Annotated in this window: 12 protein-coding genes; all 12 read left to right on the forward strand. The window is 59.1% G+C overall.

What is annotated here, in order from left to right; translation table 11 throughout:
* The first annotated feature begins 66 nt into the window (after nucleotides 1-66).
* The 12 genes from ACEVJL_RS00090 (at nucleotide 67) to ACEVJL_RS00145 (ending at nucleotide 17,966) form a co-directional block, all read left to right on the forward strand.
* Nucleotides 67-5,277 carry an InlB B-repeat-containing protein gene (locus tag ACEVJL_RS00090; protein ID WP_374736513.1) on the forward strand — a complete coding sequence of 1,737 codons (5,211 nt, stop codon included), beginning with the start codon at nucleotides 67-69 and terminating at the stop codon, nucleotides 5,275-5,277.
* A gap of 228 nt (nucleotides 5,278-5,505) precedes the next feature.
* The gene (locus tag ACEVJL_RS00095) at nucleotides 5,506-5,931 is read left to right on the forward strand and encodes a hypothetical protein (RefSeq protein WP_278904834.1); all 426 of its coding nucleotides are present in this window, start codon (nucleotides 5,506-5,508) and stop codon (nucleotides 5,929-5,931) included.
* Nucleotides 5,928-8,003 carry an S-layer homology domain-containing protein gene (locus tag ACEVJL_RS00100; protein ID WP_374736514.1) on the forward strand — a complete coding sequence of 692 codons (2,076 nt, stop codon included), beginning with the start codon at nucleotides 5,928-5,930 and terminating at the stop codon, nucleotides 8,001-8,003. Before ACEVJL_RS00095 ends, ACEVJL_RS00100 begins: the two co-directional genes overlap by 4 nt.
* Before the next feature lie 87 nt (nucleotides 8,004-8,090).
* The gene (locus ACEVJL_RS00105; protein WP_052084589.1) at nucleotides 8,091-8,576 is read left to right on the forward strand and encodes a DUF6935 domain-containing protein; all 486 of its coding nucleotides are present in this window, start codon (nucleotides 8,091-8,093) and stop codon (nucleotides 8,574-8,576) included.
* Nucleotides 8,577-8,595: 19 nt separating this feature from the next.
* The gene (locus ACEVJL_RS00110; RefSeq protein WP_374736516.1) at nucleotides 8,596-9,912 is read left to right on the forward strand and encodes a hypothetical protein; all 1,317 of its coding nucleotides are present in this window, start codon (nucleotides 8,596-8,598) and stop codon (nucleotides 9,910-9,912) included.
* 84 nt (nucleotides 9,913-9,996) lie between these two features.
* Nucleotides 9,997-11,424 (forward strand): SPFH domain-containing protein, encoded by a 1,428-nt coding sequence (locus ACEVJL_RS00115; RefSeq protein WP_374736517.1) that lies wholly within the window; start codon nucleotides 9,997-9,999, stop codon nucleotides 11,422-11,424.
* Complete coding sequence (locus ACEVJL_RS00120; RefSeq protein ID WP_374736519.1) at nucleotides 11,421-11,936, forward strand: hypothetical protein; 516 nt, start codon at nucleotides 11,421-11,423, stop codon at nucleotides 11,934-11,936. The genes ACEVJL_RS00115 and ACEVJL_RS00120 overlap by 4 nt, the downstream gene beginning before the upstream one ends.
* A 3-nt stretch (nucleotides 11,937-11,939) precedes the next feature.
* Nucleotides 11,940-12,788, forward strand: a complete 849-nt coding sequence (locus ACEVJL_RS00125) for a DUF4428 domain-containing protein (RefSeq protein ID WP_374736520.1) — start codon at nucleotides 11,940-11,942, stop codon at nucleotides 12,786-12,788.
* A gap of 113 nt (nucleotides 12,789-12,901) precedes the next feature.
* Complete coding sequence (locus tag ACEVJL_RS00130) at nucleotides 12,902-13,558, forward strand: TM2 domain-containing protein (protein WP_241426726.1); 657 nt, start codon at nucleotides 12,902-12,904, stop codon at nucleotides 13,556-13,558.
* Between the two features lie 57 nt (nucleotides 13,559-13,615).
* Nucleotides 13,616-15,361 carry a hypothetical protein gene (locus ACEVJL_RS00135; RefSeq protein ID WP_374736521.1) on the forward strand — a complete coding sequence of 582 codons (1,746 nt, stop codon included), beginning with the start codon at nucleotides 13,616-13,618 and terminating at the stop codon, nucleotides 15,359-15,361.
* 103 nt (nucleotides 15,362-15,464) lie between these two features.
* Nucleotides 15,465-16,601 (forward strand): hypothetical protein, encoded by a 1,137-nt coding sequence (locus ACEVJL_RS00140; RefSeq protein WP_374736522.1) that lies wholly within the window; start codon nucleotides 15,465-15,467, stop codon nucleotides 16,599-16,601.
* Between the two features lie 12 nt (nucleotides 16,602-16,613).
* A complete protein-coding gene (locus ACEVJL_RS00145; RefSeq protein WP_374736523.1) occupies nucleotides 16,614-17,966 on the forward strand; it encodes a TPM domain-containing protein in 1,353 nt (450 codons plus the stop codon).
* Nucleotides 17,967-17,974: the final 8 nt, after the last annotated feature.

Raw genomic sequence — 17,974 nt, forward strand, 5'->3', positions numbered from 1 at the left:
TCCGGCGGCGGGGAGAGCAATTTTTTTCATGGTTCCGCGGGAGCCGGAAAAGGAGGAAGACGACAAATGAAAAGACGAAATCACGAAGAAGTGTACACTTCTTCCACGAGGAGTTCTCCTCGTGGAAAGAGGCTCCTGTCGTGGCTGCTGAGCATGGTGATGCTGCTCTCGCTGCTGCCGGGCATGGAGCTTCATGCTCACGCCTTTTGGGACGACTACGACGACGGCTTCGATTGTCCTAACTGTGACCACTACCATTTTGGCAGCGATTATATGTGCGACTGCCTGTTCTGCACCATTGACTGCAACTACGAGTGCTGGGTTGAAACCCATTGCAACGACTGCGGTGTGTGCTTTGGAGACACGCCCTACTGGTGCGAGGAGTGCTACAAGTGCGCGGAGTGCATGGAGGAAAAGCACTGCTCCACCTGCGCCAAGTGCTACATCGGCGAGGATGACCAGCTGTGCGGCGAATGCCATAAGGGCCCCTGCTGCTCCATAACCATCTGCGACTCCTGCGGCTTCTGTGACGACTGCGCAAACGATGACAGCGACCCGATGCACTGCTCGCTGTGCAACAACTGCTTCGGCGCAGTGGACGAGTGCGTGGACGACGATGATACCGGCGTCATCCACTGCGTCGATTGCCACACGGCCTGCGAGCAGTGTGAGGAATGCCTGCTGAACCAGGAGTCCTGCGAGGAGTGCGGCCTGTGCCTGGAGTGCTGCAGGGATAACTCCGATGCCGGCGGCTGCCCGGACGGCGAGACCTGCGTGGAAAGCGCCGAGTGGGACGAGCACATCTGCCCGGGCTGCGACGGTTGGGTCACGGATAAGGAGGACGAGGACGAGTTCTGCGAAATCTGTGAGCTGTGCAGGGAGTGCTGCGAGGGCAACTCCGACTGCTCCGAGGGGATGTGCGCAATGGATACGGACTACGCGGATCACTTCTGCGAGGACTGCGGCCTGTGCTTCCACGACAGCGACCAGTGCGAGGACGGCTGCGATCAGCGCTGCAAGGACTGCTGCCGGGATGCCGTGAGCGCGATGGGCTGCGATCATGATGACTGGTGCTTCAGCGACTCTGATTTTGAGGATCATCTGAAAGCGGAACATTCCGGTGCCGAGCATACCCACATCGCTTCCTCGTCCTGGTCAGCCGACGGAACGCAGCACTGGCACCCCTGCCGCTATTGCGACGAAAAGATGAATCCTGCCGGCCATGAGTTTGACGTCAAGGGCGTGTGCAAGGTCTGCGGCTACATCAGCGGCAGCTCCATCGTCATCACCCGCCAGCCCAAGGGCGTCAAGTGCAAGACCTCTATCTACGACGATTATAACGAAGAGCCGGAAAACGGCCTGCTGTTCTATGAAAATAACCCGGTCACCTTCTCTGTCTCGGCAAAAAGCCTGAAGGGCGACGAGCTGACCTATCAGTGGTATCGGAAGGATAATGCGAATCCCACGGCGGCGCACTACAAGCTGGAGGAGGGTAGTTTTTACACGGGTGTGACGACCTCCACACTGAAGATGCCGGTTTCCACCCAGGCCTGCCAGGAGGACTACTCCTACTACTGCGTCATCGGCAGAAAGGGCGACCCTTCGGACACCCTGAAAACGGCGGAGGCAAAGCTGACGGCCACCCATGCCTACAGCTATCAGCAGGCGGGTGTGCGTGTGCCCACGGACGACAGCGAGAGAACGCCGAAATACAATGTCACTTGGGTCGATAAGAATGGGAATACTCATAACGGTGTCGTGGGCGGCGACCCAAAGTGCGACGGCCACAAGCTCCCGTGCCTGTTCGAAGCAGGCGAATACGAAGCGCATTATATGACCACCGGCTCCAAGGAGCGCATCTTCCCGCATACCTTTGAGCTTGAAAAAAGCTATGACGCGGTGGGCGGCGGCAGGGTTGACATGCTCGTCTGCACCGTCTGCGACTATACCGTTCCCGTGAAGAGCCATGTCCATGATTACGGCTGGAACTGGGATTACACCGGCTTCGGCAGTATCTATGAATATACCTTCAACATCGGCGGCTCGACCAAGACGGTGGAGCAGCTCATCCTTGAGTCCGACTATGCCCACCCCGAAAAGTGCAAGGTTCCCGGCTGCGAGGAGTTCATCATGGTTCCCCATAGCTGGGGCCGCTGGAATGTGGTCGAGAACCCCGATACCACAGGCAGCAACGGCGGCATGGAGGCCGAATGCAGCATCTGCGAGTACACAAAGACGAAAATTGATAAGGACAATGACGACGCAGGAGCCGATCATTGGACAAAGGACACCGCGCTGGTGACGGTGAAAAACGGCCGGGCAACCCGTATGATCGTCAAGCCTGGCGATAAGATCAAGCTTTATCCCGAGGAGAGAACCGGTCAGAAAGCCATCGGCTGGAAGGTGGAGTATCTCCGCGAATACAACGTGTCTGACAGCACGGCACCGGTTCATAAAAATTGGGATGCCAGCGAGGCGAAGACCCTGTTCAAGCTGGTAACCAACGGCTCTGCCCTCGAGTGGGGCTGTGAGATCCCGGCGTTCATCGCCATGGGCGCCCCCGGCGGCGGCCAATTCTTCTTTGAGCCGGTCTATGCAGGCTGTGACCACAGCGGCGGCACCACGGTGCTCAATGCGAAGGCGCAGGTCTGCGACCGCAAGGGCTACACCGGCGACACCGCCTGCGCAGACTGCGGCCATGTCATCAAGCCCGGTTCGGATACCTACCCGCCTGCAAACGCCGGCCATACCGGCACGCTGCAGCCGCTGTACTACTACGGCACGACCGGCTCGGCCACCACAGACGCCATCCATGGCGGCAAACGCTATAACGCCAATTCGGGCGACTGCAAACACCGGGCCTATGAGGGCGACTACCGCTGCACGGCTTGCGGCGGCACCGTAAAGGGCGAGACCGGCGACTTCAGGCACAGCGGTCCCTTTGAGCTGCGGGATGTAAGAGCGGCAACCTGTACCGAGAAGGGCTATTCCGGCAACCGGTACTGTACCGAGTGCGACAGGATCGCACAGAAGGGCGCCTCTACCCCGTCCCTCCACGAAATTGCCGGAAACTACCAGCTGATCAATGCGGTGAAGCCTACCTGCACCGCCGTGGGTTACAGCGGCGACTATAAGTGCACAGGCGACTGCGGACAGATCTTCCGCTACGGCCATGTCATCGATAAGTCCGGCCATGACTGGAATAGCGGAGAAACCGCAACGCAGGGCAAGAGCAACGGCATTCTCTACACCTGCCGGCGCGTCGGCTGCGGCGAGACGAAGTTCGTCAAGGGCTCTGCAACGACCGAATACACCGTCACCGTGAAAACGGACGGCAACGGCACGGCCTCCGCCACCCCCTCCACTGCTGAGGCTCTCACGGAAGTCACCCTAACCGCTACGCCCAACGGGGGCTACCACTTCAAGGAGTGGGAGGTCATATCTCCGACAGGACTTGTAATCACCAACAACAAGTTCACCATGCCTGCGGCCAACGTGGAAGTCACGGCAATCTTCGAGGAGGATGCACCTCCTGCGCCCACCGATCCCGCCAAGCCCAGCATCAGCGTCACCGGGAGCTACACCTACGACGGCTCTGAGAAAACAGCCAATGTGACCGGCTATGATCCCGCCACTATGAATATTACCGGCAACACCGGCACGAACGCGGGCGATTACACCGTTAGCGTCACCTCCAAGACCGACAAATGGGCCGACGGCAGCGCTGAGGCCGTAACCGCAGAGTGGAAGATTGGCAAAGCCACGCAGGGAGCGCCTGACAGCTTGAGCAGTGTCCCGCCTGCCACCGAGGGCGGCAGCGACGGCAAGATCAGCGGCGTGACTGACAAGATGGAATACCGCGCGGCAGCCGAAAGCAGCTATACGGCTTGCCTTAATGGTGAGATTACCGGTCTCTCCGCCGGCACTTACTTCGTCCGCTATGCAGAGGATCACAACCACTTTGCCAGCTCCGATGCGGCGGTCACTGTGGGTGAGGGTACGCCGCTTGCGGATTGTACGATCACCTTCAACGCAGGCGGCGGCAGCGGCAGCATGGCTTCTGTGACCGTCAAGGCAGGGACAAATTACATCCTGCCCGCCTGCGGCTTCACCGCTCCCACCGATCAGGAGTTCAAGGTCTGGGAGATCGGCGGAACGGAATACGCTGTGGGCGCATCCTACACCGTGAACGCGGACACCGAGATCAAGGCGCTGTGGGAAAACAGCGTTATTACCCCCACCACCTACACCGTCACCGTGAAAACGGACGGCAACGGCACGGCCTCCGCCAACCCCTCCACTGCTGAGGCTCTCACGGAAATCACCCTGACCGCTACGCCCAACACCGGCTACCACTTCAAGGAGTGGCAGGTCTTATCTCCGGCAGGACTTGTAATCACCAACAACAAGTTCCCCATGCCGAACGGCGACGTGGAGATCAAGGCGATCTTCGAGAAGAACACCTCCACCGGCGGTGGTGGCGGCGGTGGCGGTGTCACCACCTATCCCATCACCGTGAAGAGCGCCAAGAACGGCGACGTGACCGCCAGCCACAAGTCCGCTGCCAAGGGCACCACCGTCACCCTGACGGTCGATCCCGACAAGGGCTATGTGCTGGATACCCTCACCGTTCTGGACGGCAAGGACAAGGAGATCAAGCTGACTGAGAAGAACGGCAAGTTCACCTTCACCATGCCCGCCAGCAAGGTTACCGTGGAGGCCGCGTTCAAGGCTTCTGCCCCCACCGGCAAGAATCCCTTCATCGACGTGCCCGCAGGCTCCTACTATGAGGACGCCGTGATCTGGGCCGTGGACAAGGGCATCACCACCGGTACCAGCGCCACCACCTTCAATCCCAACGGCATCTGCACCCGCGCACAGGCCGTCACCTTCCTGTGGCGCGCTGCCGGGAGCCCCGCCGCCAAGTCCGGCGCCATGCCCTTTGCCGATGTGAAGGCTGGCAGCTACTACTATGACGCGGTGCTGTGGGCCGTGGAGCAGGGCATCACCAAGGGCACCAGCGACACCATGTTCAGCCCCGACGCAACCTGCACCCGCGCGCAGATCGTCACCTTCCTGTGGCGTGCCAACGGCAGCCCCGCTGTCAGCGGCAATTCCGCCTTCACCGATGTGGCCTCTGACGCTTACTACGCGGCGGCAGTCACCTGGGCGGAGAAGAACGACGTCACCGGCGGCATCGGCGGCGGCCTGTTCGGCTCCAACAACAACTGCACGAGAGCCCAGATCGTCACCTTTATCTATCGCAGCGTGAAGTAAGCTTCATCAAAAGATGGAGGACGGAAAAACCGTCCTCCATCTTTTGCTTGTTGAAAATATCCAACATATACCACTTGCTTTTGTATGTTCCGTCTATGACTAAGTCCTGTTTTTGCGGTTCCGCCCGAAAAACAGGACTTAAGCCTATATTTTTTTCCTGTGAAAACTGGTAGAGATAGAATCAACAAAGCCGCAATCGGGAGAACTGCCGGAGAGGAGGGACTACACATGAAGCAGGTCATAAAGGAGGCGATGGGAGACTGCTCTACCATAGGAGAGTTTCGCTTTCTCCTTCGCTGTCAGGAGTGCGGCAGAACATGGCACAGCAGCCCCGTCCGCTTTTCCAAGGCCGACACAAAACCGGAGACAGAGGGGATGCGCGCGGTGTTCCGGACGCTCTACGAGCGGGAACGGGCAGCTGCACGGGAAAAGGCCGCGGCGGAAGCCTCAGAGATCTTCAGCCAATGCCCTGTCTGCGGCAGACTGGTGTGCGACCGCTGCTTCCTGATCTGCGAGGATCTGGATCTATGCACTGCCTGCGCGGAAGCATTGCAGGTGCGCGGCGATGTTGTGGCAGGAGAAGCCTCCTCCCCGCGGGAGTTCCCTGCCGAATCAGCCGGAAGAATTTCAACAGAAGGAGATGGAATGACATGAGAAAACGGAAAAACACTGGGAAGCTCCTGAGCATCCTGCTCTGTCTTATGATGGTGCTGGGAATGCTCCCCATCACAGCCCAGGCGGAGGAGTGGGGCAGGGTGCCGGGCAGTTCCGACACAAACACGTATGAAAAAGCAGACATCAAAGTGGAGATTTCGGTCGTGAAACATGTCCAGCAAACCGGCACGGAAACACCTCCCGCTGAGACCTTTGAATTTGAAGTGGAGGACACGGCTCGGGATGAGAAGCATCCCCTTTCCTACTACGGTATTGGTGTGGAGGAATTGAAGCTGTCCACGAACGGGGTCGGCGATGTGGAGAAAACGTTCTCTTTCAATGTCCCGTGGACAAATGATTATGCCGACTATCACTGGGATGCCGTCCCCAAGTCCGGCACGGATACAGTCGCCTGGTACAGCAAGACCTTCCTGCTCAGGGAGAAGAATGACGGCAAGCCGGGATGGAAGTATTCTAATGCGGAATATGCGCTGACCTTCTGGTATGACATTGAACATGGCACAATGGATCTAAATATCCATGTTCCCGGAAATGATGCGTATTACACAAAAGCGGAGTTTACCAACACCTACAACGGCACGAGCTATGAGCTGCCCTTCACCAAGACGGTGAAACTGGGCGGCAACACCGCTCCCGGACAGGAGACCTTCAAGCTGGAGATCTTCGATGTAAGGAACAGTAATCTGACAAATTACGGTAATCTCTACACCGCTGCTGTCACCACCAACGGCGTGGGCGATTACGATGGCAAACTGGTCATTTCCGGCCCGGCGGATTCGGTGGAAGCGCTTGTCTGCGAGGGCTTCTATGTCAGGGAAAAGAACGCCGGTACCGCTAACTGGACGTATGACGACGCGGTATGGCACATCCTGCCGGATCGAACCGATACGGAGGGCGGCTATATCATCGTAGATACAGATGCGCCGCTGGTCAATAATCAGCCTGCTGATACGCAGCCGGAGACGGACGCGAACGACCGCCTTGTCATCCACGCCACCAAGCGGATGGAGAGTGACAACGGCATCTATTATATGGACTCCGAGATTCTGGCGGATAAGATGACCTTCACCAACACCTATACCCGCAGCACCAGCGGCGGCGGTGGCGGATCCACCGGCGCGGCCATCACAGCCAACAAGACCGACGCTCAGGGCAAGGCCCTTGCCGGGGCCACCTTCGTGCTGGAGGACAGCCGGGGCCGGGAGGCCTATCAGGCCACCTCCAACACCAGCGGCACTGTGCGCTTTACGGATGTTTCCAGCGGTACCTATACTCTGCTGGAAAAGAAAGCCCCGGAGGGCTATGTGCTCTCCAATGAAACCTACACCCTCACCGTCAGCGGTTCCCGCGTCACGATGAACGGCAAGGCCTATTCTCCCGTGACCTTCGTCAACCGCAAGGCCGCGGAGTTGAACCGCACCGACCACTTCGCCTTCCTAGTGGGCTATACCGACGGCACCTTCGGGCCGGAGCGCAACATGACCCGCGCCGAAGTGACCACCATGTTCGCCCGCCTGCTCACCGAGCAGATCGAGGCGGATAAGACCTATTCCAACACCTTTTCTGATGTGCCGAAGGGCTACTGGGCGGCCAACTACATCGGCTATATGCAGCAGTTCGGCATCATCACCGGCTATTCGGACGGCAACTTCCGCCCCGACGCCCCTGTGACCCGTGCCGAGTTCGCCGCCATTGCCAGCCGCTTTGAAAAGCTGACCGAGGGCAGCAAGAGCTTCGCCGATGTGCCGGATACCTACTGGGCAGCCAGGTACATCAACTTTGCGGCCACCCGCGGCTGGGTCACCGGTTATTCCGACGGGACCTTCAAGCCGGAGAATCCCATCACCCGCGCCGAGGTGGCGGCGATCACCTGCCGCCTGCTGGAACGCAGCGCGGATCAGAACTATATCCGCAGCCATTTCAATGAGCTTCGCACTTTCTCGGACATGACTGAGAGCCACTGGGCATACTGGTACGCCATGGAAGCCGCCAACGGCCATGACTACACCAAGTCCGGCGGCAGCGAGAACTGGAACCGCACCTATCGGTAACGGATCACCGGGTCCCCCGGCCCCAAACGGGTCGGGGGATACTCTTTCCGCAAAGCAAACGCAAATTATGGGAGAAAGGAACGTATCATGCAAGTAACACTCACCCATCTGCCGGATACGGCGGCGGAATTTGAGGCGTTGTCCCGCCGCACGCCGGAGGAGGTCTGCGCATGCTTCCTGTGCGCATTGAACCTATACATAAAGGACAAGGACGCGGGTGTGGCCGCCATGGACCTGCTGCGCGGGCCGCGTCCCATGACGCCTTATGACGCTCAATTTCTGCGGGACCGCCTGCGGGGCAAGGAGTATCTGCCCCTGGCCTACTTTGAGGGCGCAGCGCCGGAAAACAGCTATACCCCTGCGCAGCCCTATGTGCTGAACGTCCTGCCGGATCCCCGCCCCCAGGACATGGAGCCGGGCTATCTCCGGCTGTTTCTCAGGACGGCAGGCGCGGATTCTCCCCGTCCCATCAAGCTGCGGCAGAAGCCCTCTACCGGGGAATGGTTTTTGTGGGAGTATTCCAGCCCCTTGAGCGGCATCCGCATCCCCGCCGCGCAGGACCCGTGGGCATGACGCGATGGGAAAGAGATGTTTGGCGCTGGTGCTGACGCTGCTGCTGGCACTCAGCCTGAGCGCCTGCGGCAGCCGGCCGGATAGCACCACTCCCCCCACCGGCAGCGGCGGAGAAAACGACAGCGCATCGCCCACACCTGCATCGCATGACACCACCTATTGGACTGCCGTGCGGTACGAGTCCTACAATCCCTCCTTCGGCCGCACGGAGGTCAGCGCTATGCCCACGGAGAAATGGTGGGCGGACCTCTATCTCAATGAGGACGGAACCGCGCTGTTCCGGGAGGCGCTGGGCTTTGGCTACGCCTCCTACCTGATAAACGCCGAATGGTGGCTGGGGGCGGACAATGCCCTGCGGCTGACCGGAGAGGATACTTACGGAGACTTCGTTGCCATGGACGGACGCAAGGAGAAGGATGGCTCCGTGATGCTGGAGACCCCTTACGGGAATCGCTTCTATTTTGAGCCGGCGGAACGGCCGGTTTCCGGCGGGGAGCTCTGTATGGCGGATCTGGAGGGGACCTGGCGAATGAGCGCCGGTGAAGTGGAGGGCGACGAGTTCAGCCCGGAGGAGATGCACATGGCCTCTCTGCTGAACATTGAGCGCTGGTGGTCCGACGATGAGGGTGGCTATACCCTGCGTGCCGACTACTACAGCGCCCACCTTTTGGATACGGACACCCCGGAATACGAGACGGAGGAGGAGCTACTGACGGAAAAGCTGGATGAGCCGCTGATGTACGGCCTTCCCAACGAGCTTTGGTCCGCTCGGCTCTACGCCGAAGACTCTGAGACGGAGTACTATGTCACCCTGACGGATCGGAACACCCTGTACCTCCAGCAATACGATGAGCTGGACAACGCGCCGGCAGCCCGCACCGCTATCTATACCCGCGAAGAGAGCCTCCTGCCGGAGACGCTGACGTTGGCCCTGGCGGACGAACCCGATAAGTCTCTGATGTTTTACTGGCGTGACCCGCCTGCAGAGGTGGCGCAGCCGCTTGCGGCGATCCCCATGACCGCGCTGGAGAAAGGCGGGCAGAACAAGCTGCTGCTGGTGGGACGCTGGTATGAGACGGATATCCAGTTCTGCACGGGCAGAGCCGAGCAGAATGAGGACGGCACACTGGGTGAGTGGATCACGGATACGGTACTGTATGAGGGAACGATCCGGATCAACGAACCCCAGTGGTTCTCTCTTACGATTCCGGAGAAAACGGCAAAGCTGTGCCTGTTCATGAAGCGGCCCTGGGACGAGAGCTGGTTTACCTGGCCCATTACAGATCAGGATCCGTTTTTTGTCAGCGGAGACACCTTCCTGACGGAGGTAGATTAGTGCCCCGCCGCCCTGATGGCGAAGCGGCAGTCATTGCAAGGAAACCATTTCAAACAAAACCAAACAGAAAAGGAGACAGGAACTATGGGACTCATTAAAGCGGCATTGGGCGCAGCCGGCGGCGTGCTGGCCGACCAGTGGAAGGAATACTTCTATTGCGAAGCCATCCCCTCGGATGTACTGGCGGTAAAGGGCAGGAAAAAGGCCACGGGCCGATCCAGCAACAAGCACGGCGACGACAACATCATCACCAACGGCAGCGTGATCGCCATTGCGGACGGCCAGTGCATGCTCATCGTGGAGCAGGGCAAGGTGGTGGATGTGTGCGCAGAGCCGGGCGAATACACCTACGATATGTCCACCGAGCCGAGCATTTTCTCCGGCGATCTGGGCGATGGCGTCAAGGACGTGTTCGCCAACATCGGCAAGCGCTTCACCTTCGGCGGAGAAGCCCCCAAGGATCAGCGCATCTACTACTTCAACACCAAGGAGCTGACAGGCAACAAGTACGGCACGCCCAGTCCTGTTCCCTTCCGCGTGGTGGACCAGCGCGCTGGCATCGATCTCGATATCGGCATCCGCTGCTTCGGCGAGTACAGCATCCGGCTGAAAAACCCACTGCTGTTCTACACCAACGTCTGCGGCAACGTCAGCGAGGACTATAAGACCGAGAATATCGCGGGCCAGATGAAAACTGAGCTGCTGACCGCTCTTCAGCCCGCGTTTGCAAAGATCAGCGAAATGGGGATCCGCTACTCCGCCCTTCCCGGCCACACGCTGGAGCTGGCGGACGCGCTCAATGAGCAGCTTTCCGGCAAGTGGCGTGACCTCCGCGGCATGGAGATCGTCTCCTTCGGCGTTTCCAGCGTAAAGGCCAACGAGGAAGACGAGCAGATGATCAAGGAGCTGCAGCGCAACGCGGCCTTTATGGATCCCACGCGTGCGGCGGCGCATCTCGTCGGCTCGCAGGGCGATGCGATGAAGGCGGCAGCCGCCAACACCGGCGCAGGCCCCGCCATGGCCTTCATGGGCATGGGCATGGCCGGTCAGGCCGGCGGCATGAACGCGCAGAACCTCTTCCAGATGGGCCAGCAGCAACAGATGCAGATGCAGCAGCAGGCGGCGCAGACCGCTCCGGCAGTGCAGGGCTGGACGTGTTCCTGCGGTCAGAGCGGCATCACCGGCAACTTCTGCCCCAACTGCGGCAGCAAGAAGCCAGAGCCCAAGCCTGCGGGCGATAGTTGGAAGTGCGCCTGCGGTGCCACCGCCACCGGCAAGTTCTGCCCCGAGTGCGGCAGCCCCAAGCCCGCTGTCGCGGACAACGGCTGGACGTGCGCCTGCGGCGCGGTGAACAAGGGCAAGTTCTGCTCCGAGTGCGGCGCGAAAAAGCCCGCCGGTGTTCCCCAGTATAAATGTGACAAGTGCGGTTGGGAGCCTGCCGACCCCAAGCATCCCCCCAAGTTCTGCCCCGAGTGCGGCGATCCCTTTGACGATGGGGACATCGTTGGATGAAGCGCCGGATGGTCTGGATCCTTCTGGCGGGGATACTCGTGGGTTTAGCCCTTTCCGGGCTCTATAAGCACTTTGTCACAGACCAGATCATGGATGGGGGCAATGGCATGGAGAATCCGGATGCCGCGTTCCTGCTGGACGGCGACCATACCTATGCGGACAATTCCGCCCTCTGGCCCGTGCTGGAGGGTACATGGGAAAGCGCGGATGGCCGCTGGCAGGCCGACATCGGCGAAGAGAGCGGCATCGTTCTCCGCGCGGACGGCGAAGCCGTCCTGACATCCCCACTGCATTTTACCTATCTCCGGCCGGGCAAGGTCGTCTGGACGGAGCTTGAAGTGGAGAAACACGAGCTTGTGACGCCGGACGGTGTCTCGCTTGGCAGGATCAGGGAATTTAGCCACGAGGCAGCGGACGGCGAGGGCAGCGGAACGCTGACGCTGAAGCTGGAACGGCCGGACGAGAGCGTAGAAACGGTGACATTCCAAAAAGTACAGGAACAGGAGCAATAGATCATGGGCTTATTTGATAAGAAGTACTGCGACATCTGCGGCGAGAAGATCGGTCTTCTCGGCAACCGCAAGTTAGAGGACGGCAATCTCTGCAAGGACTGCGCGAAAAAGCTTTCGCCGTGGTTCAGCGACCGCCGCCGTTCCACGGTGGAGGACATCAAAGGGCAGCTTGCCTACCGCGAGGAAAACCGGGAAAAGGCGGCGCAGTTCCGCACCACCCGCTCATTCGGCGAGGATTGGAAGGTGCTGCTGGACGAGGATGACCGTTGGTTCACCGTCACCCGCGCACGGGATCTGGCGGGGGCCAATCCCGATATTCTGGACTTTGACGCTATCACCGGCTGCCGAATGGACATCGATGAGAGCCGCACGGAGCTGACGCGCGAGGATGCAGACGGCAAGGACGTGAGCTACGTTCCGCCCCGCTACGAGTATTCCTACGACTTTTTCCTTGTCATCTCCGTTCGCCACCCCTACTTTGACGAGATGCGCTTCTCGCTCAACAGCAGTTCTGTGTACTATGAGCCGCAGAAACTGCCGCAGCGCGCTCCGATGAGTCACGCGCCGATGGATCGGCCCTCGGGACGCCCCAAGATGATCAATGCGAGCCGTGTCGACCCGGAGGACTGCGCGGAGTACCGCAAGTATCGTCAGATGGGCGACGAGATCTGCCAAGCGCTTGAGCAGGCGCGCAGCGGCGGCAAGCAGCCTGCCGGCGCTGCACCGGAAGAGAACATCATCATGCGCGAAGCTGCGCAGGACATTCCTGCGGCAGGCCCCTGGACGTGTCCCGCCTGCGGCGGCGCCAACACGGGCAAATTCTGCGAATACTGCGGTTCCCCCCGTCCCTGACAGCTGCCCGCGCGGCATGAATGCTGCTGCGGCAGAAATGACACAACCACATGGGAGGAACCTGCAAGGGATCAACAATATATAAAATATAAAAGTTTTAGGAGGAAACGATTATGGCTAACCTGACTGGAAATTTGAAGGACTCTATGACCGCGACCTTCCCCCGCGAATTCGATATCCCCAACGCAATGACGATCCAGGAGATCTATGACAAGCTGAACGCCCGCGCTGCGGCATTCCAGATGCCGTTTTCCGTCAAGGGCGGTATTCCCGGCGAGCGCGTCGTCTTTGAGAAGGAACCAAACCTTGATGTTATCATCTGGCTCCATGTCAAGAACGGCACGCACATCAAGATCACGCCGGTCACGCAGGATAGCAGCGCCAAGATCAACGGCATCGACGTCGGCAAAAACAGCGTGATGCGCAAGGGCGTCAAGGGCGTTGCCAGCAGACCGCTGCTGCAGGGCCAGTACATCGACGGTGTGACCGACACCATCAAGAAGATCCTTGCCGACGAGACGGTTCCCGATTATGTAGCGCCTGCGGTAATGCCCGGCGCGGATAAGCCCCTGAACTGGCTGACCCTCCTGCTGCTGTGCATCTTTGTCGGCGGCGCGGGCATCCACCGCTTCTATGCGGGCAAGATCGGCACGGGTATTCTCTACCTGTTTACCGGCGGCCTGTTCGGTATCGGCTGGCTCATCGACCTCGTCAAGATCGCCACCGGGAAATTCACGGATAAGAACGGCAATGTCGTTCAAAAGGCATAATGCCGCCACCTGAAGCGCAGATCGCGGAACCACAGGATCAATGATAAGGAGTTCACTATGAAAAAAATCGTTTCTCTTGCACTGGCATTGGTGCTGGTGCTCTCCCTTACCGCCTGCGGCGGTAAGGATGGCGGGAAATCCGCCGACCCCAACCTCGGCAAATACATCGGCACAGAGTTCTCCAGCGACGGCGACAGTTGGTATTCCTTAGCCGACCTCTATGACGGCGAGTGCTATATCGAGCTCAAGAGCGGCGGCAAGGGCGTGTTCTGTCTGGGCGGCGAGGCGACCGACATCAAGTGGTCTCTTGAAAGCGACGGTACTTTGACGCTCAAGCGCGACGGTTTGGAAAGCAATGGCCTTTTACAGGACGGCTGCATCATGCTCGACGATCTCTGGGGCAACGAGGTCTACACCCTCTACGAGAAAGAGGGCGCTGACGCATCGCCGGAAAAGACCGGTGATACGCTGCTGGACTGGTGGAACGGCGACTGGTACGGCTGGTGGAAGATGACCGGCTGCTCGGGCTATTACGAGGACATGGAGGGCGACTGGTGGGATATCTGCGGCAATATTGACATCGGCGCGGATAAGACCGGCGTCGTCCGTCTCTGGGATGAGGACTACTCAAGAGACAGCCTCATGGCGAAGGTGAATGTCACCCTGAGCACCGCCGGCACCGGTGAGCACGGCACGATGACCTCTGAGGACGGCCAGTTCACGGATATCGCTATCGAGCACGCGGACTGGATCGTTGACCCCGGCCTGGCGGATCGGGATGATCTCATCTGCATCGACGGCTACTACGAAAACGGCGACGATGAGTTCTACTACGAAATCTATCTGCGCCCGTGGGGAACCTACTGGGACGACGCGGATGAGGATTCTCGCCCCAAGTCCTACGACGACTGGTATCTGCCCCTCATCAAGGCGGGCAAGTCCATGCCGGACGCCATCGGCGCGGACGCCCCGGCAAGCAGCGGCGATACGAAGTCCACAGCGCCGAGCGGCAATTCAAATGCTCCCAGCGGTACCGGCCTTGTGAGCGAGGAAGCGGTGCAGAAGGGCTACGTGTGGATGAACGAGGTCAATAACAATATTTTTGACACCACCTACGAAGGCCTCGTCGACTACTTCGGCGTGGAGGGCGAGTTCGTCAAGGAAGAGTACAGCGACCACATGAAGAGGAACCAGCGCTACTACAAGTGGGTCTCGAAGGACGATTCCAGCCACTTCCTCTACGTCAACTTCGCCGAGGAGGAACCGGGCGTTTATAAGGTCAGCGCCTTCAACACCAGCGGCTTCTCCGGCAAGGAAGCCATCGAAAAGTATCTTGACACCGTGAAGGCTGAGGCGGCTGAGGCGGATAAGGCAGCCACCGCAAACACTAAGATGAAGGACTTCGCCGTAACCGTCACGCAGTTCGCGCACGATGATGTCGCGGTCAAGATCACAACGAAGATCCCCGAATCCGGCTGGTCGTATGACGAGGGAAAGAAGTGCCTTGTGGAAAACGACGATCCCACAGCCTTCGGCGCGGGCGCCATCAGATTCGAGGTAAGAGCCAATGTGGAGGACTTCGACTACTACAAGGATGACTTTGAAAACTATCAGGATATCGATGATCGCGTGATCGGCGGTATCACCTTCAAGGGCCGCACCTACAAGCGCATCGGCTACGACTGGATCGAGTACGTCGCGCAGATCGATGATGGGCGTGCGCTGTCCATTGGACTGACAGATATTGACTGCGTTCCGGGTACGATGCCCGACGTCATCCTCAGCGGCATGACGATCAAGTAAGTTCATCGGTATATTTTGCCTGACCACAGCGTATCAAACGGCGCCCGCCCGCAGCGCGGGCGGGCGCTTCCTTGTGAGAAAAAAGAAAGAGGTGGAACCATCTATGCCAGCACAGGTAACCAACTATCAATGCCCCGGCTGCACCGGTCCGCTGCACTTCGTAGGCGCTTCCGGTAAGCTGGAGTGCGAATACTGCGGCGCGAGTTATGACGTTGCGGAGATCGAGGCGCTCTACGCGGAGAAAGAAGAGAAGGCCGCGGCAGCGCAGCAGGCGGCGGAGGAAAAGGCCGCAGAGAAGAAAGAAACGTCCGATGGCGGCGATTGGGATACCTCCGGCTTCAGCGACGACTGGGGCGAGGAGGGCGCGCACATGAAGGCCTACAGCTGCCCCAGCTGCGGCGCGGAGCTGCTCTGCGATGAGAGCACGGCGGCAACGTCCTGTCCCTATTGCGGCAACCCCACCGTGGTGCCCGGGCAGTTTGCCGGTCAGCTGAAACCGGATTTCATTATCCCCTTCAAGTACAGCAAAGAGGACGCCGTCAAGGCGCTGAAAGAGCACTGCGCGGGAAAAATTTTCCTGCCCAAGAGTTTCACCAACGAAAACCATATTCAGAAAATTCAGGGCATTTATGTTCCGTTCTGGATGTTTGACGGCGAGGCGGAGGGCGATGCCCATTATCAGGCAACCCGCTCCCGCACCTACACCTCCGGGGATTATGAAATCACGGAGACAAGACATTTTGACGTTTACCGCGCCGGCAGAGTGACTTTTGAAAAGGTTCCGGTGGATGCGTCCAGTAAAATGCCGGATGACCACATGGATTCTATCGAACCCTATGACTACAAAAAGCTGAAACCCTTCTCCACGGCCTATCTTCCCGGGTATTTGGCGGATAAATTCGACGTCACCGTGGAGCAGAGCCGGGAGCGGGCGGATCAGCGCTGTCAGGGAACCTTGGACGCAGCGCTGCGGAGCAGCGTGAGAGGTTATGATACCTGCATTCAAACCGGCGGCAGTTCCAGTCTACAGCGCGGCAAGGTGCATTATGCCTTGATGCCGGTGTGGATGCTGAACACGAAGTGGCACGGCAAGGACTTTACCTTTGCCATGAACGGACAGACCGGAAAACTGGTGGGCGACCTTCCCATGAGTTGGGGACGGTTTTTGGGGCTGTTTGCCGCCATTGCCGCACCGCTGTCGATTTTGGGAACGATTGTCTCAGTGCTGATGCTGCGATAAGGAGGGGCGGACATGAACAAGAAATTCACAGCTTTGCTGATGGCGCTCCTGTTGGCGCTGACACTGTGTGTTCCTGCCATGGCGGTGTCGGAATACGGTGTGATTTATGACGAGACCGATTCCCTTGGCTCCGTGGAGCTGGATTACATGGGCGAGCATGCCCTGCCGGAGCTTTCGGAAAAATTGCAGATGGACCTGCGGATTGACGTATTTACCGATGAGGATGTGTCTGCGGATACCGACGTCATGGACATTGCGGAATACGTCTATGAAAACAGCGGCTATGGTTGGGGCGAGAACCGGGACGGCGTTTCCCTGACGCTGCTGATGCGGGCGCAGCCGGACGGAACCTATGCACTGGCAGAAGACGATTGGAGCATTTATACCTTTTTGAGCCAGACCCGGGGCAGCGCGCAGGATTTGGCGGATACCGTATATGATGCGGTGGCACCTTACATGGCGGAGCGGGCATGGAACGGGGAAGACGTGACCATGAGCGGAACGGCACTGATTCAAGCCACCGATGCCATGATGAATGCCGTGACGGAGTATATCAACGCGAATTGCCCGCCCAGCGAGACGGAACCGGACCCGGAGCCGGCGGCAACGCCCACCACGGCGGTGCCAAATGTGCCCCGGACCTTGAAAAGCGAGAGCATGAGCTATGTGTTCGACCACAGCCACATGCTCACCGATACCCAGCGGGCGGAGCTGGAGGCACAGGCAAAGGAAATTTCCCTGCGCCATCATTGCGGCGTCTACGTTGCGTTTGTAGATGATTACACCGTGTACAGCGACGGCGGCGGTGTTTACAAAACCACGTATCAGCTCTACCACGGAGATCAACTGGGCATGGGCGAGAACCGGGACGGCATTATCATCCTGCTGAGCATGGCGGAGCGGGATTACGCCATGTTTGTTTACGGTACGTATGCGGAAACCGCCTTTAACAGCTACGGGCAGGAAAAATTGGAAAAGGCATTCCTGGGCAACTTCAAGGAAGATGACTGGTATGGCGGCGTTTCCAATTATCTGAGCACTTGCGACGAGTACTTGACCCGGGCTGACGCAGGAAAACCCGTGCGGGAAAGTCCGGCACTGCTGATTGCGATTGCCGTTGTAGCCTCCTGCCTCTTGTCCGGCGCGATTTGTCTGTTCTTAAAGCGCAGCATGAAAACCGTACATCAGAAAGTCGAGGCAAACGAGTATGTTGCACCGGGCGGCTTGCAGCTGAGCAAGCAGTATGACCGCTATACCCACACCACCGAGGTTCGCAGCAAGATTTCCAGCAGCGATGACAGCAGCAGCTCTGGTACCAGCAGCTGCAGCGGCGGCGGTGGCAGCGGACGCAGCGGAAAGTTCTAAAGGGGGAG

The organism is Flintibacter porci (assembly GCF_041925195.1).
GTDB lineage: Bacteria > Bacillota > Clostridia > Oscillospirales > Oscillospiraceae > Lawsonibacter > Lawsonibacter porci.

Excerpts from the sequence above, each read along its gene's own strand:
- ACEVJL_RS00095 (WP_278904834.1), top strand. The coding sequence starts at position 5,506 with ATGAAGCAGGTCATAAAGGAGGCGATGGGAGACTGCTCTACCATAGGA.
- ACEVJL_RS00125 (WP_374736520.1), top strand. The coding sequence starts at position 11,940 with ATGGGCTTATTTGATAAGAAGTACTGCGACATCTGCGGCGAGAAGATC.
- ACEVJL_RS00090 (WP_374736513.1), top strand. The coding sequence starts at position 67 with ATGAAAAGACGAAATCACGAAGAAGTGTACACTTCTTCCACGAGGAGT.
- ACEVJL_RS00140 (WP_374736522.1), top strand. The coding sequence starts at position 15,465 with ATGCCAGCACAGGTAACCAACTATCAATGCCCCGGCTGCACCGGTCCG.
- ACEVJL_RS00130 (WP_241426726.1), top strand. The coding sequence starts at position 12,902 with ATGGCTAACCTGACTGGAAATTTGAAGGACTCTATGACCGCGACCTTC.
- ACEVJL_RS00115 (WP_374736517.1), top strand. The coding sequence starts at position 9,997 with ATGGGACTCATTAAAGCGGCATTGGGCGCAGCCGGCGGCGTGCTGGCC.
- ACEVJL_RS00135 (WP_374736521.1), top strand. The coding sequence starts at position 13,616 with ATGAAAAAAATCGTTTCTCTTGCACTGGCATTGGTGCTGGTGCTCTCC.
- ACEVJL_RS00105 (WP_052084589.1), top strand. The coding sequence starts at position 8,091 with ATGCAAGTAACACTCACCCATCTGCCGGATACGGCGGCGGAATTTGAG.
- ACEVJL_RS00145 (WP_374736523.1), top strand. The coding sequence starts at position 16,614 with ATGAACAAGAAATTCACAGCTTTGCTGATGGCGCTCCTGTTGGCGCTG.
- ACEVJL_RS00100 (WP_374736514.1), top strand. The coding sequence starts at position 5,928 with ATGAGAAAACGGAAAAACACTGGGAAGCTCCTGAGCATCCTGCTCTGT.
- ACEVJL_RS00120 (WP_374736519.1), top strand. The coding sequence starts at position 11,421 with ATGAAGCGCCGGATGGTCTGGATCCTTCTGGCGGGGATACTCGTGGGT.